The 26,369-nt window shown below is 65.3% G+C and carries 21 protein-coding genes; 14 read left to right on the plus strand and 7 right to left on the minus strand.

Features of this window, described 5'->3' with window-relative positions; translation table 11 throughout:
• The first annotated feature begins 4 nt into the window (after positions 1-4).
• Genes GW587_RS18780 through GW587_RS18790 form a run of 3 tightly spaced genes read left to right on the plus strand, consistent with a single transcriptional unit; the run spans position 5 to position 5,325 of the window.
• Entirely contained in the window at positions 5-1,366 is a 1,362-nt protein-coding gene (locus GW587_RS18780) for a gluconate:H+ symporter (protein WP_166105999.1), read from the plus strand.
• 16 nt (positions 1,367-1,382) lie between these two features.
• Positions 1,383-4,421, plus strand: coding sequence for a glycosyl hydrolase family 28-related protein (locus tag GW587_RS18785; protein ID WP_166106001.1), 3,039 nt, complete (start codon positions 1,383-1,385; stop codon positions 4,419-4,421).
• Positions 4,411-5,325: an alpha/beta hydrolase gene (locus tag GW587_RS18790; protein WP_166106003.1), complete on the plus strand. Its 915-nt coding sequence runs from the start codon at positions 4,411-4,413 to the stop codon at positions 5,323-5,325. Before GW587_RS18785 ends, GW587_RS18790 begins: the two co-directional genes overlap by 11 nt.
• A gap of 1 nt (position 5,326) precedes the next feature.
• On the opposite strand, the gene GW587_RS18795 is transcribed toward GW587_RS18790, so the two are convergent.
• Positions 5,327-5,503, minus strand: a complete 177-nt coding sequence (locus tag GW587_RS18795; RefSeq protein WP_166106005.1) for a DUF3606 domain-containing protein — start codon at positions 5,501-5,503, stop codon at positions 5,327-5,329.
• Positions 5,504-5,677: 174 nt separating this feature from the next.
• Between GW587_RS18795 and GW587_RS18800 the strand changes: the two genes are divergently transcribed.
• The 5 genes from GW587_RS18800 (at position 5,678) to GW587_RS18820 (ending at position 11,172) form a co-directional block, all read left to right on the plus strand.
• Entirely contained in the window at positions 5,678-5,920 is a 243-nt protein-coding gene (locus GW587_RS18800; RefSeq protein WP_166106007.1) for a hypothetical protein, read from the plus strand.
• A gap of 141 nt (positions 5,921-6,061) precedes the next feature.
• Entirely contained in the window at positions 6,062-6,802 is a 741-nt protein-coding gene (locus GW587_RS18805) for a Crp/Fnr family transcriptional regulator (protein WP_166106009.1), read from the plus strand.
• 352 nt (positions 6,803-7,154) lie between these two features.
• The gene (locus GW587_RS18810; protein ID WP_166106011.1) at positions 7,155-9,413 is read left to right on the plus strand and encodes a TonB-dependent receptor; all 2,259 of its coding nucleotides are present in this window, start codon (positions 7,155-7,157) and stop codon (positions 9,411-9,413) included.
• A 10-nt stretch (positions 9,414-9,423) separates the two neighbouring features.
• Positions 9,424-10,374 carry a fatty acid desaturase gene (locus tag GW587_RS18815; RefSeq protein ID WP_166106013.1) on the plus strand — a complete coding sequence of 317 codons (951 nt, stop codon included), beginning with the start codon at positions 9,424-9,426 and terminating at the stop codon, positions 10,372-10,374.
• A gap of 3 nt (positions 10,375-10,377) precedes the next feature.
• Complete coding sequence (locus tag GW587_RS18820) at positions 10,378-11,172, plus strand: phosphate/phosphite/phosphonate ABC transporter substrate-binding protein (protein ID WP_166106015.1); 795 nt, start codon at positions 10,378-10,380, stop codon at positions 11,170-11,172.
• Here the strand turns inward: GW587_RS18820 and GW587_RS18825 are convergent.
• Positions 11,169-12,116, minus strand: a complete 948-nt coding sequence (locus GW587_RS18825) for an aliphatic sulfonate ABC transporter substrate-binding protein (protein ID WP_166106016.1) — start codon at positions 12,114-12,116, stop codon at positions 11,169-11,171. The two genes, GW587_RS18820 and GW587_RS18825, sit on opposite strands and share 4 nt — an antisense overlap.
• Positions 12,117-12,276: 160 nt before the next feature.
• Between GW587_RS18825 and GW587_RS18830 the strand changes: the two genes are divergently transcribed.
• The 3 genes from GW587_RS18830 (at position 12,277) to GW587_RS18840 (ending at position 16,320) form a co-directional block, all read left to right on the plus strand.
• Positions 12,277-12,864 carry a cysteine dioxygenase family protein gene (locus GW587_RS18830; RefSeq protein ID WP_308495391.1) on the plus strand — a complete coding sequence of 196 codons (588 nt, stop codon included), beginning with the start codon at positions 12,277-12,279 and terminating at the stop codon, positions 12,862-12,864.
• On the plus strand, positions 12,861-14,453 hold the full coding sequence (locus GW587_RS18835) for a rhodanese-related sulfurtransferase (RefSeq protein ID WP_166106017.1): 1,593 nt from the start codon (positions 12,861-12,863) through the stop codon (positions 14,451-14,453). The genes GW587_RS18830 and GW587_RS18835 overlap by 4 nt, the downstream gene beginning before the upstream one ends.
• A 148-nt stretch (positions 14,454-14,601) precedes the next feature.
• Positions 14,602-16,320, plus strand: a complete 1,719-nt coding sequence (locus tag GW587_RS18840) for a methyl-accepting chemotaxis protein (protein WP_166106018.1) — start codon at positions 14,602-14,604, stop codon at positions 16,318-16,320.
• 15 nt (positions 16,321-16,335) lie between these two features.
• On the opposite strand, the gene GW587_RS18845 is transcribed toward GW587_RS18840, so the two are convergent.
• From GW587_RS18845 to GW587_RS18855, 3 genes are read right to left on the minus strand one after another with little or no spacing between them, the layout of a single operon-like run.
• Positions 16,336-18,405: a TonB-dependent receptor gene (locus tag GW587_RS18845; protein WP_166106020.1), complete on the minus strand. Its 2,070-nt coding sequence runs from the start codon at positions 18,403-18,405 to the stop codon at positions 16,336-16,338.
• Positions 18,347-18,841 carry a DUF6702 family protein gene (locus tag GW587_RS18850; RefSeq protein ID WP_166106022.1) on the minus strand — a complete coding sequence of 165 codons (495 nt, stop codon included), beginning with the start codon at positions 18,839-18,841 and terminating at the stop codon, positions 18,347-18,349. The genes GW587_RS18845 and GW587_RS18850 overlap by 59 nt, the downstream gene beginning before the upstream one ends.
• Complete coding sequence (locus GW587_RS18855; protein WP_166106023.1) at positions 18,838-21,198, minus strand: M1 family metallopeptidase; 2,361 nt, start codon at positions 21,196-21,198, stop codon at positions 18,838-18,840. Before GW587_RS18855 ends, GW587_RS18850 begins: the two co-directional genes overlap by 4 nt.
• 444 nt (positions 21,199-21,642) lie before the next feature.
• On the opposite strand from GW587_RS18855, the gene GW587_RS31770 reads away from it, so the two are divergent.
• Together GW587_RS31770 and GW587_RS31775 are read left to right on the plus strand one after the other, a co-directional pair.
• Positions 21,643-21,999 (plus strand): alpha/beta fold hydrolase, encoded by a 357-nt coding sequence (locus tag GW587_RS31770; protein ID WP_308495392.1) that lies wholly within the window; start codon positions 21,643-21,645, stop codon positions 21,997-21,999.
• A gap of 7 nt (positions 22,000-22,006) precedes the next feature.
• On the plus strand, positions 22,007-22,195 hold the full coding sequence (locus GW587_RS31775; protein WP_308495393.1) for an alpha/beta fold hydrolase: 189 nt from the start codon (positions 22,007-22,009) through the stop codon (positions 22,193-22,195).
• A 116-nt stretch (positions 22,196-22,311) separates the two neighbouring features.
• On the opposite strand, the gene GW587_RS18865 is transcribed toward GW587_RS31775, so the two are convergent.
• Positions 22,312-23,838: a carboxylesterase/lipase family protein gene (locus tag GW587_RS18865; protein ID WP_166106025.1), complete on the minus strand. Its 1,527-nt coding sequence runs from the start codon at positions 23,836-23,838 to the stop codon at positions 22,312-22,314.
• 29 nt (positions 23,839-23,867) lie between these two features.
• Positions 23,868-24,962 (minus strand): LacI family DNA-binding transcriptional regulator, encoded by a 1,095-nt coding sequence (locus GW587_RS18870; RefSeq protein ID WP_371875617.1) that lies wholly within the window; start codon positions 24,960-24,962, stop codon positions 23,868-23,870.
• A 196-nt stretch (positions 24,963-25,158) separates the two neighbouring features.
• Here GW587_RS18870 and GW587_RS18875 point away from each other — a divergent pair, with 196 nt between their 5' ends.
• Entirely contained in the window at positions 25,159-26,352 is a 1,194-nt protein-coding gene (locus GW587_RS18875; protein ID WP_166106029.1) for a fumarylacetoacetate hydrolase family protein, read from the plus strand.
• Positions 26,353-26,369 lie beyond the last annotated feature (17 nt).

Consider the following 26,369-nt stretch of genomic DNA (forward strand, 5'->3'; position numbering starts at 1 on the left):
TCCGATGAGTATCTCTCCGTTGGCGGCGCTCTTCGGAGCGACGCCGGCTGCGTGGGCGCTGATCGCCGTCGCCTTGTCGGTCGGCCTGCTGACCTTGTTGATCGCCTGGGCCAAGGTCCAGCCGCTGCTGGCCTTCGTGGCGGCGGCGCTGGCCGCAGCGCTGCTGCTCGGGATGCCGCTGGAGAGCATCCCGAAATCGATCGACAAGGGCATCGGCGACCTGCTTGGGTCGTTGATCGTCATCGTCTGCCTGGGCGCCGTGTTCGGCAAGCTGATCGCCGACAGCGGCGCCGCCCAGCGCATCGCCAGCTACCTGATCGGCGTGTTCGGCTCCGCACGGATGCCGGTCGCGCTGACCCTGACCGGCTTCGTCGCCGGTATTCCCCTCTACTACAACGTCGGCTTCGTGCTGCTGGTGCCGCTGGTGTTCTCGCTGGTGTACCAGAGCGGACGGCCGGCGGTGGCGCTGGCGATTCCGCTGCTGGCCGGGCTGTCGATCGCGCACGGCTTCCTGCCGCCGCATCCGTCGCCGACCGCGCTGGTGGCGCAATTCCACGCCGACATGGGCCGCACGCTGTTCTATGGCCTGATCGTCGCCGTCCCCACGCTGATCCTGGCCGGGCCGGTGTTCGCCATGACGCTCAAGCGCATCAAGAGCGAACCGGCGCCGCTGTTCCGCACCGGACTGCGCGACGAGGCCGAGCTGCCGGGCGTGTTCAACAGCTTCGCCACGGCGCTGCTGCCGGTGTGGCTGCTGGCCGCCGCCACCGGATTGACGATGCTGCCGATCGCCGATCCGGCCATGAAATCGCTGGTGGTGTTCCTCGCCAATCCGATGATCGTGATGCTGATCGCGCTGGCGGTGGCGGTGGTGACGCTGGGACTGGCGCGCGGCCACAAGGTGCAGGTCTTGATGGCCGGCGCCCAGGACGCGCTGCGCGACATCGCCCCGATCCTGCTGGTGATCGCCGGCGCCGGCGCGTTGAAGCAGGTGCTGGTCGATTCCGGCGTCAGCGCGCAACTAGGCACCCAGCTGGGCGCCTTGCCGGTGCCGCCGCTGGTGCTGGGCTGGCTGGTGGCGACGCTGATTCGCATCTGTCTCGGCTCGGCCACGGTGGCGGGTCTCACCGCCGCCGGCATCGTCGCGCCGGTGGTGCAGAGTTCCGGCATCGATCCCAGCCTGATGGTGCTGGCGATCGGCGCCGGCAGCTTGATGTGCAGCCATGTGAACGATTCCGGCTTCTGGATGTTCAAGGAATATTTCGGGCTGTCGTTGAAGGACACCTTCCGTTCGTGGACGCTGATGGAAACCCTGGTCGGCGTGTTTGGACTCATATTCGTATTGCTTCTTTCTGTCTTGATTTAACTTCGGGATAACTCAGATGAAAATATTTTTGACTCGCGCCGTCCTCACGGCGGCGGTGTTGTGCGCGCCGTTTTCGCTGCAGGCGGCACCCGCCGCCTCGGTCTCGGCCTACCAGAGCATGCCGGACGATCCGCGCGCGGTGACGGTGAAGGCGGTCGGCGACGGCCGCACCGACGATACGACGGTGATCCAGGAAGCCATCAACAAGGCCTCCAACGGCGGCGAGGGCGGGGTGGTGTTCCTGCCATCCGGCCGTTACCGCATCACGCGGACCATTTTGGTACCGCTAGCAGTGCGGGTTTACGGCGTCGGCTCGACCCGGCCGGTGTTCGTGCTGGCGGCAAACACGCCGGGCTACCAGAAGGGCGTGGCCAATATGGTGGTGTTCACCGGCGGCGACCAGTACACGGTCGGCAAGGTGCCGGTGCCGGTGGCCAGCGCGGTGCCGTTCAGCGAGAACGTGCGCGACGCGAATTCGGCCACCTTCTATTCGGCGATGAGCAATATCGACTTTGAAATCGGCGACGGCAATCCGGCCGCGGCGGCGGTGCGCCTGCGCACCGCGCAGCACTCCTACCTGAGCCACATGGACTTCCACATCGGCTCCGGCCTGGCGGGCGTCTACATGGTCGGCAACGAGAGCTTCGACCTGAAATTCTACGGCGGCCGTTACGGCATCCTGTCGGAGAAGACCTCGCCGGCCTGGCCGTTCACGCTGATGGATTCGACCTTCGAAGGCCAGCGCGACGCCGCCATCCGCGAGCACGAGGCGGGCCTGACGCTGGTCAACGTCGCCATCCGCAACACGCCGGTCGGCATCGAGATCGATCGCGGCTACGGTGACTGGTTGTGGGGCAAGAACGTGCGCTTCGAGAACGTCTCGAAGGCGGCGGTCGTGATCAGCAACGAGGACAACGTCTACACCCAGGTCGGCTTCGACAACGCGCTGCTGCGCAACGTGCCGACCTTCGCCCGCTTCCGCGACAGCGGCAAGACCATCGCCGGCAGCGGCCCGCTGTACCAGGTCAGCGAATTCAACTACGGCCTGATGCTGCCGGGCCTGGGCCAGGTCGGCAAGTTCGGCACCAACTTCAAGTCCGCCGCGATCAAGGCCATGCCGGCCGCCACGGCGCCGGTGATGCGCACGCTGCCCTCGACCAAACAGTGGGCCAGCGTGCGCTCCTACGGCGCGGTCGGCGACGGCCAGACCGACGACACGGCGGCGGTGCAGAAAGCCATCGACAGCAACCGCGTGGTCTACCTGCCGCTGGGCTTTTACCTGGTCAGCGACACCATCCGCCTGAAGCCGGACACGGTGCTGATCGCGCTGCACCCGGGCGTGACGCAGCTGGTGCTGCCGAACGGCGCCCCGGCCTACGCCGGCGCCGCCGGACCGAAAGCGCTGCTGGAAAGCGCCAAGGGCGGCGACGCCATCGTCACCGGCCTGGGGCTGGCGACCGGCGAAGTCAATCCGCGCGCGGTGGCCTTGCTGTGGAAGGCGGGCGCCGACTCGCTGGTGGACGACATCCGCATCCAGGGCGGCCACGGCACCCGTCTGTACGACGGCAAGCGCCGCGACCCGTATCAGAAGAACGGCAACTTCGACCCGACCGCGCACTGGGACCGCCAGTATCCTAGCATCTGGGTCACCGACGGCGGCGGCGGCACCTTCATCGCGCTGTGGACCCCGAGCACCTTCGCGCAGGCGGGCTTCTACGTCTCCAACACCAAGACGCCGGGCAAGGTCTACGAGCTGTCGGCCGAACACCATATCCGCGCCGAGATCGTGCTGGATAATGTCGAGAACTGGGAATTCCTGGCGCCGCAAACCGAGCAGGAAGTCCGCGACGGCATGGACGCCATCTCGCTGGAGATCCGCAACTCGCGCAATCTGCTGTTCGCCAACTACCACTCGTACCGCGTGACGCGCTCGATCAAGCCGGCCGTGTCGGCGGTGAAGATCACCAACTCCAGCGACATCCGCTTCCGCAACGTCCACGTCAACGCCGAAAGCGGCTACGCCACCTGCGACGACAACGGCTGCGACACCTATCTGCGCGCCAGCAAATTCCCGTTCGACAACACGCTGCAGGACCTGACCCACAAGCAGGAGGTGCGCGAGCACGAATTCGCGGTGCTGGACATCGGCGCGACGCCGCCGGCGCCGCTGGCCGCGCCGACGCACCGCATCGACAAGCTGGAAGAGGGCTTCTACTCGATCGCCGGCGGCGTGGTCGACGCCAAGGGCAAGCTGTACTTCGTAGACCGCCGCTTCAACCGCATCTACAGCTGGTCGAAAGACGCCGGGCTGGTGGTGGTGCGCGACGCGCCGCTGGATCCGGTCAACCTCGCCATCGACAAGAGCGGCGCGTTGATGGTGCTGTCGTCGCACGGCTTCGAAGGCACGGTGTACTCGTTCCATCCCGACCAGCCGGCCGGCGAGATCACGCTGATCAAGCCGACCCCGGTGCAGGCCCATGCCGGCGCGCGCACCGTGGTGCCGGTCAACTTCTGGCAGAACGGCGAGTTCCGCGACCAGATCAACCCGGCCACGTATGAATTCACCACGCTGGCCGAGATGTTCGCCCGCGACGTCGCGCTGCCGAAGAAGCGCGAATACGTGTCGCCGGACGGCAGCCTGGTGCTGCCGGCCTACCGCGCCTTCAAGCAAGGCCCGAACGATCATCTGGGCTGGCGCTTCTCCGACACGCTCGACACCCATGGCCTGGTCACGGCCGGCGCCAACGGGCGCGTGGTGTTCACCAACGGCTCCGAGAACCGCACCTTCAGCGGCATGATCGGGCAGGGCGGCGCCATCACCGACCTGAAACAGGTCGCCAATCGCGGCGGCGAAGGCGCGGCGGTCGACGCGGCCGGCAACGTCTACGTCGCCAACGGCCAGGTGTTCGTCTACGCCCCGGACGGCAAGGAGATCAGCCGCATCGACGTGCCGGAACGTCCGCTGCAACTGCTGTTCGGCGGCGCAGACGGCAAGACGCTGTTCGTGCTGACCCACCATTCCCTTTACGCGACGCGAGGCCTCAATGCGAATTAAATCGATAGCACTATTGCTTCTGGCGCTGGGGGCGCAGGCCGGCACACACGCGCTGGCGCAACAGGCGCAGCAGGCGCCGGCCACGGTGGCGCTGTGGCCGGACGGCGCCCCCGGCGCGGAATCCCGCCGCGCCGAGGCGGAAAAGGTGGAGAACACCTACGTCAGCAACATCCATAACCCGTCGCTGACGGTGGTCAAGGCCAATCCGCGCCACGCCAACGGCGCGGCGGTGATCATCGTGCCGGGTGGCGGGCACCGCATGCTGGTGTGGATGAATGAAGGCATGGTCGCGGCGAAGTCGCTGAACCGGGTCGGCGTCACCGCCTTCGTATTGAAGTACCGGCTAGCGCGCGACCAGGGGTCGACTTACAGCATCGAAAACGACGCCGCCGCCGACCTGCGGCGCGCGGTGCGCTGGGTGCGCGCGCACGCCGCCGATTACGGCATCGACCCGCATCGCCTCGGCGTCATGGGCTTCTCGGCCGGCGGCGAGCTGGTATCGCTGGTGGCCGACAATCCGGAGCCGGCGGCGCCGGCCAAGCCGGACGCGGTGGACAAGCAAAGCGCGCGGCCGGACTTCCAGGTGCTGGTGTATCCGGGACCGCTGGGCGTGCCGGCCAAAGCGGCGCAAAGCGCGCCGCCGGCCTTCATCGTCGCCGGCTCGGTGGACAAATGCTGCATGCCGCCGGCGCTGGGCCTGTATCAGCAGCTGGTGGGCGCCGGCGTCTCGGCCGAACTGCACCTGTATGCCGACACCGATCATGCCTTCAACATGGGGCAACGGTCGGAGCGGCTATCGGACGTGCACTGGCCGGATCGTCTGGCCGACTGGCTCAGCGACGGCGGCTGGCTGATTCCGCACGACGGCAAGGCGCCGCTGGGCGTGCCGTCGCCGGCGCAGTAGATCAGTGTTCGAAGCGTCGGCGGATTTCGCCGATGTTGCGGCCGACTTCGCGCATCACCTGAATCAATTTGGACGGCGGGACATCGAACTCGCCGGCCCAGTAGCGCACCTGGCGGGCTTGTTGTGGATCGATGGTGCGGAGGCTGCGGAAATCGGGGTTCGTGGTCTGAACTTGCATGATGGTATCTGTAAAATTTGCTCGGGACCGTCATGCTGCCAGCTTCCGCCATAGAGGACTGTGCCCTGGCGCACATGCCGGAAGCATTGGATGTTGCGTGGGATAACGCACGGTGCCGGCTGCTATACAATCGCAGAATGGCGTTCTACATTTCCCACAGGCCAGGAGGCTACGATGTCCACCACCCATACCTTTCGCCCGGATTACGTCGGCGCGGAAGTTGTCGAAGCCGGTATTGAAGTCGCCGACCGCAAAGGCGCCGACAGCGCCGCCGCCTACCTGGCGCAGCGCGGCGTGACGGAGGACGTGATCAACCGCGTCGTCTCCGAGCCCGGCCAGCGCCGCAATCCCGGCCGCCTGCGCAGCCGCGACGAACGCCTGATCGAAGAAGGCAGCCGCTTCAAATACAAACTGTAACGTAGGACTGGGACCACAGGGGCTTATGTTCGTAGCCTACATAAGGCTTGTAGGTGCTCCTATAAGCCAGCGCACATAGCGGGGATATAGTGTTGTTCATCAGGTCGCCATTGACCACAACACTAAAACCAGAGGCCCGCCATGTTCCAAGCTACCCAGACCACCGTTTCCGCCAACGTCCTGCGTGCCATGGCGCCAGAAGCGCCGGTCATCAGCCTGACGGGCTGCCAGCAAAACGAACTGCTGCGCGCTTTGTCCCGCGAAGAGCTGATCGGCCTGTTCGTCCATCTGGACCTGGTGCCGCTGGAAGCCGGCAAGCGCCTGTTCGACTTCGGCGACAAAATGGAATACGCCTACTTCCCGACCAACGCCATCGTCTCGCTTCAGTACATCTCCGAAGATGGCGGCGCGGCCGAAATCGCGGTGGTCGGCCGTGAAGGCGTGGTCGGCGTCTCGATGTACGAAACCGAACGGGCCAACTGCACCGCCGTCGTGCAAACCGCCGGCTACGGCTACCGCATCAAGGCGTCGGTGCTGCGCGAAGCGTTCTTCAGCGGCGGCGCCCTGGCGCAGCAACTGATGCGTCACACCAGCGCGCTGTTCGCCCAACTGGCGCAGACCGTCGCCGGTGTCCGTCACGGCAGCATCGAACAGCGCCTGTGCCGCTGGTTGCTGGAACGCCTGGACCGCTCGCTGTCCAACGAACTCAAAGTGACCCAGGAAATGATTGCCAACATGCTGGGCGTGCGCCGCGAAAGCATTACCTGCTGCGCCGGCAAGCTGCAGGAAGAGGGCTTGATCGAATACCGTCGCGGTACCGTCACCGTCATCGACCGCGATGCCATGGTGCGCCGCGCCGGCGGTTGCTACTCGCAAGCCTAATGTAAGTACCTTGGCGCTTGCTGGACCTGATCCAGCTTGCGCTGAACCAGCATGTACCACGCATGCGCCCATCTTGATGCCCGCTCCGACTCCCTTACCGTTCCCGCCGCCATGGTTCGCTGCACGGCCATCATCTGCCGATGCAGGGCATAGGCGGCGGGGTGCGGTTTTTTGAGGGGTGTGAGTGAGGTATCCATGACTGCATTCTGCGCCCCGTCTCCATCCCCCGCTGTACGTTGCCACACCTAACAAGGTAGGCAAAATCCATATAAGCAAGCGTGTTTATATTCGTTTTATCGTCAGTTACCCATCCGTATACTTGGCTCACATAGTCACGATACAGGGATCATCGATGGGGAAGCATGTGTTTTATGCGCTGGCGGCGTTGTCGGCCGGCGCGGTCGCAACGGCGCAGGCGCAGTCCGACTCGACGCAGATCGAACGCGTCGAAGTCACCGCCACCCGGGCCGCCGGCGCCGTCGACGTGCAAAAAGTGCCTTCCGCGATCACGGTGCTGAAGCCGGACAGCCTGACCCGTTATGGACAAGGCAATCTTGCCGATATCGCCAACCTGGTGCCGGCGATGTCGCTGCAGGAGCAAGGGCCGGGCGTCAACAACATCACCATGCGCGGCCTGATCGTGCGCGGCATCGTGCCGTCGGAGGTGCAGGATTCCTCGCTGGTCGCGGTGTACATCGACGACATGCCGGTCACGCTGAAATCCTCCAATCCCGATCTGAAGGTGCTGGACCTGGAACGGGTCGAAGTGCTGCAAGGTCCGCAGGGGACATTGTTCGGCGCCGGCGCCATGGCCGGCGCGGTGCGGCAGATCACGCAGAAGCCCGACCTGACCGATTGGTTCGGCACGGTGGAAGCGGTCGGCTCCAACACGTCCGGCTTCGGCGGCGGCAATCACAACCTGCGCGGCATGGTCAACCTGCCGCTGAAGGCCGATGTGCTCGGCCTGCGCCTGACCGCCTACACCGGCAAGGACTCCGGCTACATCCGCAACCAGGTCAACGGCGCCACCACCAACGCCGCGTCGACCAACCAGGCGCGCGCCGCGCTGCGCTTGCGAGCCTCGCGCGATCTCGTGGTGGACGCCAGCATCACCGCTTCCAACATCAAGGCCGGCATCAACGACGCATACGGCGGACTGGCACCGTTCACCACCTTTGCGCTGATACCGCAGCACAGCAACGACCAGCTGCAGCTGGCTAATCTGGGCGTCAGCTACGATCTCGGCGCCGCGCAGCTGGTGTCATCGACCTCCTACCTGCACCGCGAAACGCTGTACGTGACCTCGGCCCAGTACCCGGCCACCGCCTTCATCTTCGGCGGCCGGAATCCTTTGATGAAAGCCGCCTACGTCATCGGCAACGAAGTGGGCGACTTCGCGCAGGAGTTCCGCCTTAACTCCAAGGGCGACGGACCGCTGAAATGGACCGCCGGCGCTTTCTTCGAACGCGGCAGGCGCGATACGCGCCAGGACGAGCCGACCGAAGGCTTCGACCAGCGCTATGCCGAGACCCGCAACTTCCCCGGCTACAGTTCGCAGACCAACGAACTGGCCTTCAACCCGGACGATTTCTTCTCCGGCCAGCAGAACACCCGTTCGCGCCAGGTCGCGCTGTTCAGCGAAGCCACCTACACCGTGTTCGACCAGCTGGACCTGACCGCCGGCGTGCGCCTGTTCCGCGGCACGCAGGACTTCGACCTGCGCTTCAGCGGCTTGTTCGGCAACCTGGCCAACGCCACGCCGGCGTCGCCGGTCGGCACGCCGACCGTCAGCAACAGCAGCGCCACCTCGCACGGCGCCAACCCGCGCTTCGCCGCCGCCTACCGCATCGATGCGGAGCGGATGCTGTACGCCTCGGTGGGCAAGGGCTTCCGCTACGGCGGCAATAATCAGCCGGTGCCGTTCAACTTCTGCGGCATCAACGCGCCGGCCACCTTCGCGCCGGACAGCCTTTGGAACTACGAGGTCGGCTCGAAGAACACGCTGTTCGACCGCCGCGTCACGCTGAACGCCAACGTCTACCGCATCGACTGGAAGGACGTGCAGGTGTTCAACCGCCTGCCATGCACCTACTACTTCACGCAGAACGCCGGCAAGATCCGCAGCGAAGGGCTGGAACTGGAGACCGCCGTCAAGCTGACGCGCCGCGCCTCGGTCGGCGTGAGCGCGGCCTACAACCATGCCTATGCCGCACGCACCGTGGTCACCGGCATCGCCGCGCAGAATATCCCCGAAGGCAGCCGCGCGCCGTATGCGCCGCGCATCGCCGCCACCGCCACCGCCAGCTACAGCATTCCAGTGGGCGGCAGCGACGAAATCGGACTGTTCGCCAGTTACGCCTATCGCGGCAAGGCCTACACCAACTTCGCGCCGGAGCAGGGCGCTTACGCCGAGATCCCTTCGTCGAACACGGTCAACGCCACCGCCGTCTACAAGACCGGCGCCTATGAATTCGGCCTGTTCGGCACCAATCTGACCAACAACGCCAAGATCAGCGACGTCACGCCGAACACCATCGCCATCCAACCGGGAGACCTGCTTTACATGGTCCGCCCGCGCACCGTGGGCTTGCGCGTCAAGGCGCGCTTCTGACGGAGGCGCCATGAGCTCGGAATACGTCGATCCGCGACAGCGGGAGGAAATCGCGGCCGAGCGCGGACGGCTGCTGTGGTTCGGCGAGTGGCCGACCTGGCTGCTGATCGCGCTGATCCACGGCGGCTGGCTGCTGACGCTGGGCTTCTGGCGCGAACTCGGCGCCGTCGCCGGCACGCTGCTGATGATCTGGTGGTGCGCCTGGTATATGTCGCTGCAACATGAGCTGATCCACGGCCATCCCACGCCGTGGCCGTGGGTGAACCGCCTGTTCGGCTACCTTCCGCTGGCGGTCTGGTATCCCTACGGCTTGTACCGTGAAAGCCATCTGCGCCACCACAACGACTTTCATCTGACGATGCCGGCGCTGGACACCGAGAGCAATTACGTCTCGCCGGCCGCGTGGGCGGGCATGGGCAAGCCGCTGCGCGCGCTGCTGTGGTTTAACAAGACGTTCTGGGGCCGGCTGCTGGTCGGTCCGGCGATCGCCATCGCCGGCGCCTGGGCCGAAGCGCTGCGCCAGCCGCTGCGCGGCGACTGGCGCCACGTGCCGATGTGGCTCGGCCATTTCGCCATGCTGGCGGCGCTGCTGTGGTGGGTGCGGTCGGCGTTCGGCATGTCGCCGCTCTACTACGTGCTGGCGATCTCGTATCCGGCGCAGTCGCTGGCGATGGTGCGCTCGTATTACGAACATCGTCCGGCATCGGACCACAAGCAGCGCATCGTTCTCAATGAGGCGGGGTTTGTGTTTCGCCTGCTTTTCCTGAATAATAATCTGCATCTGGTGCACCACGATTTGCCGTCGCTGCCGTGGTACCTGCTGCCGCGCGTCTACCGCGCGCGCAAGGCGTCGTATACTTCCCGCAGCGGCGGCTTTTATGTCGGAGGTTACGGAGAACTGATGCGCCGCTTCGGTTTCCGCGCCATCGACGCGCCGGTGCACCCGCATATGCCCGAGTAGATCATGATCTGGAAAGTCGCACTGCCGATGTATAACCTGTCACCGCGCCTGCAACAGGCGTGGGAGGGGCTGCTCGGCGATTTGCTCGACAATCTGGACTTGCATGCGGAGGTCGAGCTGGTGCGCGCGCCGCCGTTGCCGGAGTTCTGGCTGCGGCCGGACCTGCTGCTCAGCCAGACCTGCGGCTATCCTTACATGACGTTGCTGCGCGAGCAGGTGACGCTGATCGCCACGCCGGCCTTCGATTTTCCCGGCTGTTCGGGCAGCGATTATTCCAGCGTGATCGTGGCGCCCGCCGGTGCCGGCATCGCCAGCCTGGCCGACGCGCGCGGCGGCATCGCGGCGGTCAACGACGCGCATTCCAACAGCGGCATGAACGCGCTGCGGCTCGCGGTCGCGCCGCTGGCGCGGGAGGGACGTTTCTTCGACAAGGTGGTGTACTCCGGCAGCCATGCGGCCAGCCTGCGCCTGGTGCGCGAGGGCGATGCGGACATCGCCGCCATCGACTGCGTCACTTACGGGTATTTGAAGGAAGAGGATCCGGTCAGCCTGCTCGGCATCAAGGAGTTGGGATATTCGGCGACGTCGCCCGGACTGCCGCTGGTCGCCGGCAAGGCGGTGCCGCCACAACTGCTGGCGCGCTTGCGCTCGGGCCTGACCGAGCCGGGGCCGCAGGTGGCCGGCCATATGCGCGACCTGCGCATCCTGGCCTTCCACCACCGGCCCGACGCCGATTACCGGCGCATCATACAACTGGAAGCCGAGGCCTGTGCCGCCGGCTATCCCTTGCTCGCCTAGTTCTTGCGCCACAGCGGCACGGCGGTCGCGTCCAGCTTGCGCGGCAGCAGTCCCTCGGCGAAGAAGGCGTCGGCGATCTTTTGTTGCTCGCCCAGCGCTTCCTTCAGCACCGGCCGTACCTCGTAGCTGCGGCGGCCATTGGCCAGTTCCACCGTCTTCGCATCCAGGCCCCAGGCCGGCGCCAGCAGCTCGGCCGCTTCCTTCGGCGACTGCTTGACCCATTTGCCGGTCTTGTTGAGCGCCTCGAACACCACCGCCAGCACATCCGGCCGCGCCTTGGCGTAGGCGGTGGAGGCGAGGTAATAGCGCTGGTAGTCGGCCACGTTGCGGCCGTCGGCCAGGATGCGCACCTCGGACTGGCGCTGCACGCCGGCCAGGAACGGATCCCAGGTGACCCACGCGGCGACGCTGCCGCGCTCAAAGGCGGCGCGGCCGTCGGCCGGCGTCAGGTAGGCCGCTTCAATGTCCTTGAAGCGCAGGCCGGCCTTTTCCAGCGATGCGATCAGCAGGTAGTGGCTGCCGGCGGCCTTGGTCACGGCGATCTTCTTGCCCTTCAAATCCGCCACCGTCTTGTACGGCGAGTCGGTGCGCACTACGATGGCCTGCGCCGACGGCGACGGCGCCTCCTGCGCGAAGTAGGTCAGTTGCGCGCCCGCCGCCTGGGCGAACACCGGCACCGTGTCGGCCACGTCGGCGCTGAGGTCGACGCCGTCGACGTTCAGCGCTTCCAGCAACGGCAGGCCGCTGGAGAATTCGTGCCAGCTGATCTTGACGCCCAGCGGCGCCAGCTCCTGTTCCAGCTGGCCGCGCAGTTTCAGCACGGTCAGCAGCGTCGAGGATTTCTGGTAGCCGATGCGCAGCGTGGTGCTGGGGTTCTGCGCCAGCGAGGTCAATGGCAGCAAGGCGAACAGGGCGAGGAGGGTGCGGCGGCGCAGCTGGGGCATGGTAACTCCGGTGGGTGGATATCGGACGATTGTATGGCGCCGCCCCGGCAGCGGGAACGAATGGTTTCGCACTTGCATATAGCGTTTACGGATAACCGTTGCCGCCTTTTCTGCGGGATAATCGAGGCTTGGACGCGCCGGATTTGACCACGGAGGAAATATGGCTGAGGACAACGCCAACATCGCAGAACTGCCTGTGCCGCCCCGACTGCGCAGCCTGATCGAAGGGCTGGAAAGCATGCTGGCCGAAGGCGCGGACGAGGCGCATATCGTCAGGCACGGCTCGGCACTGCTGCGCGAGCTGGTCGCGCACGACGACTGGCTGCCGCAGCAGGCGGCGCGGCCGGACCCGCAGTACTACCGCCAATACCTGCTGTACCGCGACCCCACCGCGCGCTTCTCGGTGGTGAGCTTCGTCTGGGGGCCGGGCCAGTCCACGCCCATCCACGACCACACCGTCTGGGGCTTGATCGGGCTGTTGCGCGGCGCCGAAATCTCGCAGGACTTCAAGCGCCGCGCCGACGGGGTGCTGGAAAAATCCGGCCCGCCGCAGCGGCTTGAGACCGGCGTGGTCACGGCGGTGTCGCCTACTCTGGGCGACATCCATCAGGTATTCAATGCCTACGACGATCGCATCTCGATCGGCATCCACGTCTACGGCGCCGACATCGGAGCGGTGGACCGCAGCGTTTTCACCCTGGAAGGCGCTGTTAAACCTTTTCGCTCCGGCTATGCCGCACTGACATGACTACATTCACCACCCGAAGCTATCAACAAGTACGCGCGGCGCTACTGGCGCGTAAAGAAATCGCCCTGCTGGACGTGCGCGAAGAGGATCCGCACGCGCAGGAACATCCGCTGTTCGCCGCCAATTTCCCGTTCGGCCGCATCGAGGCCGACGCCTGGACCAAGCTGCCGCGCCGCGACGTCGCCATCGTGCTGCTGGACGGCGGCGAAGGCTTGGCGCAGGCCTCGGCGGAACGCCTGCGGGAGTTGGGCTACACCGACGTCGCGCTGCTCGAAGGCGGCATCGAAGGCTGGCGCGCGGCCGGCGGCGAATTGTTCCGCGACGTGAATGTGCCCAGCAAGGCCTTTGGCGAACTGGTGGAGGAACAGCGCCACACGCCGTCGCTGTCGGCGCCGCAGGTGCAGGCGCTGATCGACGGCGGCGACGACATCGTCATTCTCGACGCGCGGCGCTACGACGAATACCAGACCATGAGCATCCCCGGCAGCGTCAGTGTGCCCGGGGCCGAGCTGGCGCTGCGCGCGCGCGAGCTGGCGCCGAATCCGTCCACCCGCATCGTGGTTAACTGCGCCGGACGCACCCGCAGCATCATCGGCACCCAATCGCTGATCAATGCCCGCATTCCGAATCCGGTCGCCGCGCTGCGCAACGGCACCATCGGCTGGACGTTGGCCCAACAACAGCTGGAGCACGGGCAGTCGCGCAGCTATCCGCCGGTGTCGGAAGCCAACCGCGAACTGGCGGCGCTGGACGCGCGCGCGCTGGCCGACCGCGCCGGCGTGCTGCGCATCGATCGCGCCGCATTGGATGGGCTGCATGCCGACGCCACCCGCAGCACCTACTTCTTCGACGTGCGCAGCCCGGCGGAGTTCAACGACGGCCGCCTGCCGCACTTCCGTTCCGCGCCCGGCGGGCAGCTGGTGCAGGAGACGGAACAATTCGCACCGGTGCGCGGCGCGCGCATCGTGCTGGCCGATAGCGACGGCGTGCGCGCCAACCTGAGCGCGCACTGGCTGCGCCAGATGAATCACGAAGTGTATGTGGTCGACGGCTTGCAGCCATCGGACTTCCACGTGACCGGCGCCTGGTCGCCCGAGCTGCCGGCCCATGCGCCGGTTGACGAAATCGACGCCGCCACGCTGTCGCAATGGCTGGCCGACGATGCGGCGACCACGGCGATCCTGGACTTCACCACCGGCGTCAACTACCAGAAGCGCCACATTCCGGGTGCGTGGTTCGCGCTGCGCTCAGACCTGAGGCGGGCGTTGACCCAGCTGCCGCAAGGCGTCCAGCGCTACGTGCTCACCTGCGGCAGCAGCCTGCTGGCGCGTTACGCGGCTGCCGACCTGCGCAAGCTGACCACGCTGCCGGTAGCGGTGCTTGACGGCGGTACCTCGGCATGGGCCGCAGCCGGCCTGCCGGTGGAAGCCGGCGCGACGCGCTTGGCCTCGCCGCTGATCGATCGCTATCGCCGTCCGTACGAGGGCACCGACAATCGCGCCGAGGCGATGCAGGCCTATCTCGATTGGGAATTCGGACTGGTGGCGCAGCTGGGGCGCGACGCTACGCACGGTTTTAGCGTTGTCTGAATAACTACTGAAATGCATGCGTTGCATTTTTGGGTGCGACGCAGCATAAATTTTCGCTTAGTTGTAATACGGTAACATTACTCGTTTATACTGGGTTCAGGCCACAGAGAGGGCCGGTTTCATTCCCACTTCTATGAGAAAAGTCACCATGACGATTACCAAGCGCTTGATCTTGACCCTGTCGTTGGCGTTGCTGGCGCTGATATTTGTAGGCATCACCGGGTTGACCCAGCTGTCGCGCGCGCAGCAGCGCCTCGACATGGTGCAGACCCGCTTAATCCCGAGTATCGCCGGCCTGAATCTGGCCAAGAACTACATGGACGCCAGCCGCCTGGCCGGCTACCGTCTGTCGGTGTTCTCCAACCTGGAAGACAAATCGGCGCTGGACAAGGCCTACAACGATGCCCACGCCAAGTTCGACGAGGTGCTGGCCGCCTACGAAAAAGAACGCATCTTCGACGACACCGACCGCAAGATGCTGGAGGCCGACAAGGCCGGCATGGCGGCGTATCGCCAGGCGCTGATTCCCTTCCTGGCCGGCGCCCACGCGGGCGACATGGACGCGGTGCGCGCGACGCTGCAAGCCGGCACGCCGCTGGCGCTGTCGGCCGGCGCGGTCAAGAAAAGCTTCGACGACCATATCGCCTACAACAATAAGCTGATCAACGATGTGCGCGACGAGAGCATGGCCGCGTACAGCTTCGCCTTCCGCCTGCTGGTCAGCGTGGTGGTGCTGGGTGTGCTGATCACCGCCGTGCTGGCGTGGCAGCTGTTCGTCACCATCACCGGCAGCCTCGGTTCGATCCGCGAGACGCTGGAGGAAGTCAGCCAGTCGCTGGACCTGACCAAGAAGATCAAGGTCGAACGCATGGACGAAGTCGGCCACACGGCGCTCGCCTTCAACAAGCTGCTGGAGCAGATCGCCGGCGTGATCGACACCGTGCGCGCCTCGACCAGCGCGGTCGGCGCCGCGTCGCAGCAGATCGCGGCCGGCACCGGCGACCTGTCGCAGCGCACTTCGTCGCAAGCGGCGGCGCTCGAAGAGACGGCGGCCAGCATGGAGCAGCTGACCTCAACCGTTGGACAGAACGCCGACAACGCGCGCCAGGCCAACCAGCTGGCCCGTTCGGCATCGGACGTAGCGGCGCAGGGTGGTTCGGTGGTGGAGCAGGTGGTGGTGACGATGGGATCGATCAATGAATCGTCGCGCAAGATCGTGGACATTATTTCGGTCATCGACGGCATCGCCTTCCAGACCAACATCCTGGCGTTGAACGCGGCGGTTGAAGCGGCGCGCGCCGGTGAGCAGGGCCGTGGTTTCGCGGTGGTGGCGACCGAGGTGCGCAATCTGGCGCAGCGTTCGGCGGCGGCGGCCAAGGAGATCAAGGCGCTGATCGACGATTCGGTGGAGAAGGTCGGCTCGGGCACCAAGCTGGTGGAGCAGGCCGGCACGACGATGCAGGAAGTCGTCTCCAGCATCAAGCAGGTGACCGACATCGTCGGCGAGATCAGCGCCGCGACGCAGGAGCAGAACGACGGCATCTCGCAGGTGCACCGCGCGGTGACGCAGATGGACGAAACCACGCAGCAGAACGCCGCGCTGGTGGAGCAGACCGCCGCCGCCGCGCACACCATGCGCGAGCAGGCAGATGTGCTGGAACGCGCGGTCAGCGCCTTCAAGATCAATGCGTCGCAGGCGGTGTATGCCGCAGCGGCCGCTCCGGCGCCGCGTCCAGCGCGCAGCGCGGCTGTCGCGGTGTTGCCGAAGACGCCGCGCGCCAAGCCCGCCATCGCCAAGCCGGCTGCCCGGCCTGCGCCGCAAAAGGCCAAGGCCGCCGCATCCGCCGACGAGTGGGAAGAGTTCTAAACGCCGGGGCGCGGGTCAGAAGTTCTTGATCAGCGTCGCGCGCAGCGAGCGCGATTCGATGGGATGGAAGTGGATGTCGTCGACCGGCGCCGCTTCGCCCTTCAGTTGCGAAGCGTAGTAGTAATCGATCGCCGAATCGCGGCGGTTGGTGATGTTGAAGGCCTCCAGCTCCAGCGCGAGGCCTTTTTTGATTTTCCAGCCCAGGCGGCCGTTCAGCGTCATGCTGGATTTCGAGCGCACGCTGTTGTCCTCGATCAGTGGACGCGGTCCGAAATAGCGCAGCTTCAGCGATGCTGAATACGGACCGCCGTCATCCAACGTCACCGCCAGCTGGCCGGTGCCTTCGATGGCGCCGGCGATGTAGCGGCCTTCCTCCACATCGCCGCGCGAGCGCGCCCGCGCATAGGCCAGGTCCAGGTCGACCGACAGCCACTTCAACGGCTTGTAGTAGTTGGACAGCTCGACGCCGTAGCGACGGCTCGGCGGGCCGGCCTCGGTGGTGCCGGCGTCGCCGGCGTAGGTCAGCTCCGAATCGAAATCCAGGCGATACAGCGACAGCGAGGTTTGCAGGCCCGGCAGCCAGGTGCTGCGCGCGCCCAGCTCCATGCCGCGCGACCGCACCAGCGGCGACACCTTGTCGGCCGCGTCGCCGCTCTTCGGATCGATGCTGATGGTGGCGCCGCGCGCGTCGTTGCTGTGGAAGCCGTTGCCGATGTTGGCGTACAGTTCCGCCGTGCGCCATGGTCCGTAGATCAGACTCAGGCTCGGACTGGCGAGCGTGTCGTTGGCCTTGCCGCTGTTGGCGGCCAGGTCGCTGCGCACGTCGATACGGTAGTTGTCGACGCGGGCCCCGACCACGGTGCGGAATGCCGGCGTCCAGCGGGTGTTGTTCTCGACGTACAAGGCGGCGCTGGATTCGACGATATGGTCCTCGCGCGTGGTCGACAGCCGCCGGCGCGCCTGCGTGTTGTACAAGCCGTTGAAGATATTATCGTTCTGCAGTTGCAGGCCGATGGTGGTTTCGCTGTTGCCGGTCTCGGTGTGATGGTGCCAGCTGTGGCTCGCATTCAGGCCGCTGGTGACGCGCTTGTCCGGCTGCGCGAACTGGTCGCCATGCTCTGGGTCGTGCATGAAGTAGGTGAAGTTCGAGTACAGGTCCAGCTGGTTGGCGATGATGTAGGCGTTGACCTTGGACGAGCCGTCGTCCTGCGTGCGGCGCCATCCGCCGGACAGGCTGTAACGGTGCGACTTGCCGCCGTCGGTGGTGTCGATGGCGTCGTTGCGGCCGATCCGGCCGTCCTGCACCGCGCGCAGCGGAATCTGGTCGGTGGAGTTCCAGTCCGCCTTGTAGGCCATCAGGCTGACATGGAAGCCGTTGTTGGCATAGCCTTCGCTGTAGCGCAACACCGCGTTCAGCTTGCGGTAGTCGTCCGGATTGGTGAACGGGCCGTCGTTGTGCAGCGCCTCGAGCGCGTACAGCAGGCTGCCGCGCGCGGTGTCGACGGAATCGGCCAGCAGCGCGCGGCCATAGCCGTTCTGTCCCGCCGACACCGGCGCCACGCCTTGCAGCAGGCGGTTGGCGTATACCACCGACGCCGTGCCGGCCGAGGCGAAGTCGCCTTCCTCGGCGGAGTAGGGGCCTTTTTTATAATCGAGCCGCACCGCCAGTTCGGGGATCATGAAATTCAGGTCGGTCCACCCCTGGCCGTGCGCGTGGCTGCGCTGGTTGACCGGCATGTCGTCGACGGTGGTGCGGAGGTCGGTGCCGTGATCGAGATTGAAGCCGCGCAGGTAGAACTGATTGGCCTTGCCCTCGCCGCTATGCTGGCTGACGATCAGGCCCGGTGTCGCCTCCAGCAGCTCGGCCGGGCGGTAGACGGTGCGGCCGGCCAGCTCCTGCTGCGTCACGCTGCCGGCGCTGGCCGCGTCGGCCACGCCCATCTGGTTGCCGCGCGAGCCGTCCACCAGCACCCTTTGCAGGATCTGGTCGTCGGCATGCGCCGAACCGACGGCAAGCAGTAGATATTTAACGAGTGGTTTGATCGATGCTGCTTTGATCGAAGATGAAAGTCTGGAGAGGGCCATCGGCTTGCAGATTTACGGTGTTCTTTTGGGATGGCAGGAAGTCTATCAGCAAAGCGTTGTGGATACGCGTGCCTTTGGCGAGTTTGGTGTGTTCGATTTCCTGCAGGATGACGACGCTGTCGGCATCGGCCTTGACGCCGACCCAGCTGACGCGCAGGCGCTGGCCATCCGGGCCATCGAGGTAAAACTGCTTTTCAACGTAGCGCCGCAGCGGCGCTTCGCTGTCCGGCTGGCCGAGATCGAACTGGCGGCCGTAGAGATTCGTCAGCAGCGTGGCGAGATCGTGCGCGGTGTAGGTGTGCACGATCTCGGTGCTGCCGGTGCGCTCGTTGTAGCTGATGTCGGCTATGCCCATGTGAAAATTATGGGCATGAGCCGCCGTGCCGGCCAAGGCCAGCACGGTCGCCACGCAGAGGCGCAGATGCTTGAACATCATTCCGACGCCGCGTCCTTGGCACCCTTGGCTTTGAGCGGGGTGTTGAAGTCGCGCATCAGGTTGACCTTGTCACGCTCGGTCTTGAACAGCTCGACGCGGGACTTGGTGACCTTGCGCGGCCAGGCGTTGTTGCTGGTGTCGATGTCGGCGGTTTCCCAGTACGGGTCCTGCACCAGGCCGACCATCGGCTCGTCGGTGACGATCAACTTGGTGATCTTCTTCGGCGAGTAGCGCCATACTTCGGCCGGAATGCGTTCGATGTACTTCTTGCCGCTCTTGAGTTCAATCTCCAGGATCAACGGCATCACCAGCCCGCCGACGTTGGAGAAGTCCACCAGATACAGGTGCTTGCCCTGGTCCAGCAGCTTTTTCTCCCACGGCTCCAGCTTCTCGATCGCTTCGGCGTAGGCGTTGCGGTCCTTGTTGGTGACGGTGAACTCGTCATGCTCGTTGTAGAAGTCCTTCAGCTCCGGATGGGTGTCCAGGCGCTTCGGCAGGTCCTTGTTGCGCTGCTCGGACACGGAGATCGGTTGCGCGTCCTTCTGCGCTTTTTTCCAGGCCTTTTCGGTTTCCGGATTCTTGGTGCTCACGCCGTATTCGTTGATGCCGTCGATGCTGATGTCGACCGCGTCGGTGGTGTAGAACCAGCCGCGCCAGAACCAGTCAAGGTCGGTGCCGGAGGCGTCTTCCATGGTGCGGAAGAAGTCGGCCGGAGTAGGACGCTTGAATTTCCAGCGCTGGCCGTATTCACGGAAGGCGTAGTCGAACAGTTCGCGGCCCAGGATGGTTTCGCGCAGGATGTTCAGCGCGGTGGCCGGCTTGGCATAGGCGTTGTTCCCGAACTGCAGCAGCGATTCGGAGTTGGTCATGATCGGCACCTGGTTCTGGCTGCGCATGTAATCGACGATGTTGCGCGCTTCGCCGCGACGCGACGGATAGTCCTTCTCCCATGCCTGCTCGGCCAGGTACTGGACGAAGGTGTTCAGGCCTTCATCCATCCAGGTCCACTGGCGTTCGTCCGAGTTGATGATCATCGGGTAGTAGTTGTGGCCCACTTCGTGGATGATCACGCCGATCAGGCCGTACTTGGTCTGCTGCGACCAGGTCAGCGCGCCGGTCTTCTTGTCCTTGGAAGGACGCGGGCCGTTGAAGGAGATCATCGGGTATTCCATGCCGCCGACCGGGCCGTTGACCGAGATCGCGGTTGGGTACGGGTAGTCGAAACTGTACTTGTTGTACTGGTCGATGGTGTGGATGATGGCCTGGGTACTGTACTTGCCCCACAGCGGATTGCCTTCCTTCGGATAGTAGGACATCGCCATCACGTCGGTGGAATCCTTCTTGAAGCCCTGTGCGTCCCAGATGAACTTGCGGCTGGAGGCCCAGGCGAAGTCGCGCACGTTGTTGGCCTTGAAGTGCCAGGTCTTGGAGGCCTTGCTGATCGACTTCTCAGCCGCTTCGGCTTCGGCCTGGGTCACGATGACGACCGGCGTGGTCGAGGTCTTGGCTTTCGCAAGGCGGTCGCGCTGGGCGGCGCTCAGCACGTCGTTGGCGTTTTGCAGTTCGCCGGTGGAGGCCACCACGTGGTCGGCCGGGACGGTCAGCTGCACGTCGTAGTCGCCGAATTCCAGCGTGAATTCGCCGGAGCCCAGGAACTGCTTGTGCTGCCAGCCCGCCACGTCGTAGTAGGCCGCCATGCGCGGGAACCATTGGGCGATCTCGAACAGGTCGTTCTTGTCCTGGTCGAAGTGTTCGTAGCCGGAACGGCCGCCGAGCACCAGTTGCTCGTTGATGTTGTAGGACCAGTCGATGTTGAAAGCGAAGCTCTGGCCCGGCTTCAGCGGCGTCGGCAGGTCGATGCGCATCATGGTGCGGTTGATGACGTACTTCAGCGGCTGGCCGCCGGCGGCCACGGTGGCGATCTTGAAGCCGCCGTCGAATTCACGGCCGGCCAGGATGCCGCGCATGCCTTCGAACTTGTAGCCGTCTTCCGGCGAACGCGGTTTCGCCCACGCTTCGCGCGAAGGCTGGGTCAACATCATGCGCGCGTCGGAGTCTTTTTTGTAGATGTTCTGGTCCAGCTGCACCCACAGGTAGCTCAGCGTGTCGGGCGAGTTGTTGTGGTAGGTGATTTGCTCGCTGCCGGTGAGGGCGCGCTTGGCCTCGTCCAGCGTGGCGCGGATCTGGTAGTCGGCGCGCTGCTGCCAGTAGGCGGAGCCTGGTGCGCCGGAGGCGGTGCGGTAGGCGGTGGCGGTGGGGAGAACTTCATCCAGTTGGCGGAACTTGTCATCGAAGGGTTCCGCCGCGTAGGCGGACACCGTGAGGCAAAGAGCCATGAAGCCGATAGACTTACGCATAGAGTTTGTATCCTGTTGACCCGAAGAAAGAGGATAAATTGTATAGCAGCTTTCGCAAGGAAATCTGGCGGATACAATAAAATACAAACTCGGCGCAGCCCGTGCGGCTCCGGTTTGGTGCGGTCATGGGGAGGTTTGCGCCATCGGCGGGATGTCTGCTCGGCCCGCGATGGCGGCGCGCGCGTGCCTGCGCCGCGCATAACGCTGATCGGCCATGTTGGTGCGCATCGGCGTTTGTCGCGACAATTTGGTGAGCGGGGCGTCGCGTCCATCAACTGAGGTAGATCGGAGACTGTTGTATAAAAGCCTCCAGCAATGGCTACGCCGGTACGACGGTGAAGCGCTAGGGGGAGATGACTTATCTCTGCGTCGCCGCGCGCCAGCGCCGCCGCTGCGCAAAGCACCTCCTGACGCCGGCATCTGATCGTGGCACAATTGAGCGCTATGATTTTGTCGACCCATGTTACCTATGCCCGCAAAGCTGTTTTTTCTTCCCGGCGCCCTCGGCCGGATGGATTTTTGGGTGCGGCCGCCGAACTTATTCGGCACCCCGCAGAAAAAATTCACTTCGGATGGCCAGGCTTCGGACCTACTCCGGCCACGCCCGATGTGCAAGGCATTGACGATCTGGTGAACAAGGTCATTGCCGAACTTGATGTGCCGTGCGCACTGATTGCCCAATCGATGGGTGGCATCATCGCCATTCGGGTGGCGTTGGCCCGGCCCGACCTCGTGACACATCTGGTGCTGGCAGAAACGTCCGGCGGGATATCACGAGGACCTGACGGAGCGCCTCGCTGAACTTCATATGTCGGCCTTGTTACTATGGGGAGATGCCGATCCTGTCAGTCCGGTAAAAGTAGGCGAGAAGTTGGCCGCGTGCCTGCCGCACGCCGACTTACAGATCTTCAAAGGTGCGGACCACGATTTGGCGTATACGCACGCGGCGCAGGTCGCGGGACTCATCGATCGACACTTGAGCGCAAGCGATTTTTGAAAAACCAGGTTCCCGCGCGCTCGTACACAAACCTTCAAGTCACGGTGCGAGAGCGCGCCGGATGGAATCCACGGCGATATCCCGAAGCTCGGGCACCAGCTTGTCTTGGTTCCCGATCAGGGCTGGCGCTTGACGAAGTTGTCCTGGAACTCGTGGTGCGCGTCGTCGGTGGCGCTGATCGCGGCCGACGGCACGTCGAGCTTCATCAGCTGCGAACCCTTGCCGTTGCTGGCTTTCGGCCATTCCGGCAGGCCCGCGCCGTTGGGATTGCCGGTCTTGATGAAGTTGGCGAAGTAGGCCTGCATCTGCGCCGACAGCGCGCGGTCGTCGTCGGTCCAGGCATACACTTTGTTACCCGCCAGGTTGCCCATCGCGTATTCGATCTCCACCGAATGTCCGGCGCCGGTCTCGCCCGGACGCGGACGCGCATAGTAATAGCGGTACACCGGCTTGCCGCTGGTGCGGGCGTGGCTGTCCAGCCATTTCCAGGTGCCGTAGGCGATGAATCGGTCGCCGGACAGGTCGGTCGCCGCTTGCGTCACGTCGCCGCTGTAGGCCAGCCGCGCGGCGTCGGCCTGGTCGCCGTAGATCTCCCGCAGCGCGGCGTTGAAGTTTTCATCGGTAGGCGCTCGCTCGCCAAGGATGCGCTTGTAATGGCTTTCCTGCGAATTCCAGCCCGCCAGCAGCGGCACGCGCGCCTGTTCGCCGGCGGCGTAGATCGCGGCGGGAGAGCGCGGCAGCACGTAGCCGTCTTGCGTGGCGCCGAACCACGGCGCACCCGGCGTCTTGGTCGATTCCAGCAGCTGCTGGGCGGGCAGGGCGCGCAGCGCGGCCAGGGTCGGCGCGTTGATCGCCGTGGCGAAGGCGGCGCCGTTCTTTTCCGCTTCCGCCAACGGCGGCGGGGCGTTCAGACCAAGCAGCGAGCCGCTCTCGCCGATGGCGCCGGCGATCAGGCCCTTGGCCATCGGATTGATCATCTGCGCGCTGACCGAGAACGAGCCGGCCGATTCGCCGGCGATGGTGACGCGCGCCGGATCGCCGCCGAAGGCCGCGATATTCTTGCGCACCCATTGCAGCGCCGCCGCCTGGTCCATCAGGCCGTAGTTGCCGGAGGCGTGTTGCGGCGATTCCCTGGTCAGTTCCGGATGGGCCAGGAAGCCGAACACGTTGAGCCGATAGTTGACGGTTAGCGTCACCACGCCCTTGGCCGCCATGCTCTCGCCGTCGTAGCGCGGCTCGGAACCGTCGCCGGCCGCGAAGCCGCCGCCGTAGAAGTAGACCAGCACCGGCAGCTTTTCCTTGGCCGATTTGGCCGGGGTCCAGACGTTCAGGTACAGGCAATCCTCGCTGACGCCGTCGGACCGGAACACCATGTCGCCGAACAGCGGCAGCTGCATGGCGCGCGGACCGAAATGATCGGCCTTGCGCACGCCCTTCCATTTTTGCGCCGGCTGCGGCGCCTTCCAGCGCAGACCGCCGACCGGCGGCGCTGCGAACGGGATGCCTTTGTACGATTTGACGCCCGAGGCTTCCAGCGTGCCCTCCACCACGCCGGTGGCGGTGGTGGCGCGGGGCGCGGTGGCGGCATGGGCGGCGAAGGCGAACAGGCTGGAGGTGACGATGAGCAGACCGATTTTTTTCATGGTGTGAGCGTATAGGTTGGTCGGACGGTTTACAAGCGCTGTTTGGCGGCGGTCCTGGATGAAGGCCGGAGTCGCGGCGCGGCGTCCGACTGGCGGCGGATCAGCGCGTGCTCCATCACCAGGTGTTCCGGGGCGTCCGGCGCGCCGCTGCGGCGGGCGCGGATTTGGCGCACCAGGAACTGCACCGCCGCTTCGGCCATCTCGGTGATCGGCTGGCGCACGGTGGTCAGTTCCGGCCAGATGGTGCTGGCCAGTGCGGTGTCATCGAAGCCGGCCACGGTCAGGTCGCCCGGCACATCGAGACCGAGGCGGTGGGCGATCGCCACCACGGCGGCGGCCATGTCGTCGTTGCTGGCGAAGATGGCGGTGGGCCGCTGCTCCAGCCCGAGCAAGGTCTCCGCCGCGTCCAGGCCGGAACGATAGGTGAACATGCCCTGAACCACCAGCTCCGGCGAGGCCTGCGCGTTCTTCTCCGCGATGGCGGCCTTGAAGCCGGCCAGCCGGCGCGCGCTGGCGCTCTGGTTCGGATGGCCGATGACGAAGCCGATGCGCTGGTGGCCCAGCGAGATCAGATGGCAGGTCATCGCGTGCGCCGCGACATAGTCGTCGATGCTGACGCCGCTGAGGCGCGCGTCCGGCTCGCCGCAGGCGACGGTGACGGCAGGCGTGCCGGAGGCCGCGATCAGGTCGATCAGGTGCGCGGTGTCGCACAGCGGTGGCGGCAGGATGATGCCGTCGACGCCGTTGGCGATCAGGCGGCGCGCCTGCTCGACGCCATGCTCGTCGGCCTCGCACTTCTCGACCACCAGCTGCACGTTGTTCTGGCTGGCCTGGTTCAGCAGGCCGACCAGGAATTCGCTCAGGTAGCCCGCGCTTGGATTGCTGTACAAGAAACCGACGCGGATCGGCGGCGAGCCGGCCAGGCGGCGCGCGGCCTGGTTGGGGACGTAGTTGAGTGCGGCGACCGCCGCGTCGACGCGGCTGCGGGTCTTTTCGCGGACGTTGGTGTCGCCGTTCATCACGCGCGACACCGTCATCGGCGATACGCCGGCCAGTTTCGCCACGTCGGACATGGTAGGCGCCTGCGAGCGGACTTCAACCGCCGGCACCGGCTCCGGTTTCACCTTATTTCTTGTCATCTGCCTGGCTAACCTCGAATGAATATTGATCCTGTCTTGAGTCCCGGACTTTACCACATACGCATGTTGACTTGATCACATAAATCCTTCACACTGGCCAAATGTTAGCGCTATTCATTTTATGGTATGAAAATGATATAAGCAAACAAAAGAGCCCAAAACAAAGGCATAGGAGACAAAAATGAAGAACAATCTGAAGCATGCGCCGGCAGCGGCGCACCTGCCGTCCGACCTCGCGGACGCCCTGCTGGTGGGCCGCGTCTGGCGCGCCGGCGACATCAACGGCCCGTGCGTGGTGGCGGTGCGCGGCGGCGAGGTGTTCGACATCACCGCCGGCGCCAACACCGTGGCCGATCTGCTGGACCAGCACGACGTCGCCGCCTTCGTCCGCGCCGCGCCGGGCGAGTCGCTGGGCCGGGTCGAGACGCTGATCGAAACCGCCCTGAATCCCGACGCCGACCCGCAGGCCCCGCGCCTGCTGGCGCCGTGCGACGTGCAGGCGATCAAGGCCTGCGGCGTGACCTTCGCGGTCAGCCTGCTGGAACGGGTGATCGAAGAACAGGCCGGCGGCGACGCCTCGCGCGCCGACGCGCTGCGCACCGCGCTGCTGAAGGATATCGGCGCCGACCTGTCGGCCATCAAGCCCGGTTCCCCGGAAGCGGAACAGCTCAAGCAGCAGTTCATCGCGCGCGGCGCCTGGTCGCAGTACATGGAGGTCGGCATCGGCCCCTACGCCGAAGTGTTCTCCAAATCGCAGCCGATGTCGGCGGTCGGCTTCGGCGCCGACGTCGGCCTGCACCCGGCATCCAAATGGAACAACCCGGAACCGGAGATCGTGCTGGCGGTGAACAGCCGCGCCGAGACGGTCGGCGCCACGCTGGGCAACGACGTCAACCTGCGCGACATCGAAGGCCGCAGCGCGCTGTTGCTGGGTAAGGCCAAGGACAACAACGCCTCCTGCGGCATCGGCCCGTTCATCCGCGTGTTCGACGAACGCTTCACCATCGACACCGTGCGCGCCGCCGAGCTGCGGATGGCGATCGAAGGCGCCGAAGACGGCTTCCGCCTGGACGGCGCCAGCTACATGCGCGAGATCAGCCGCGATCCGCTGGACCTGGTGGCGCAGACCTGCGGTCCGCACCACCAGTATCCGGACGGCTTCATGCTCTTCCTCGGCACCATGTTCTCGCCGATCAAGGATCGCGGCGCGCCGGGCGCGGGCTTCACCCACGACCTGGGCGACCGCGTCACCATCAGCAGTCCTTCGCTGGGCGCGCTGGTCAACCACGTACAACTGAGCGACGCCATCACGCCCTGGACTTTCGGCGTGCGTGCGCTGTATCGCAACCTGGCGCAGCGCGGCTTGCTGCGCTGAGCCACCTATGAATCAAA

The organism is Duganella aceris (assembly GCF_011090165.1).
GTDB classification, from domain to species: Bacteria; Pseudomonadota; Gammaproteobacteria; order Burkholderiales; family Burkholderiaceae_D; genus Rugamonas; species Rugamonas aceris.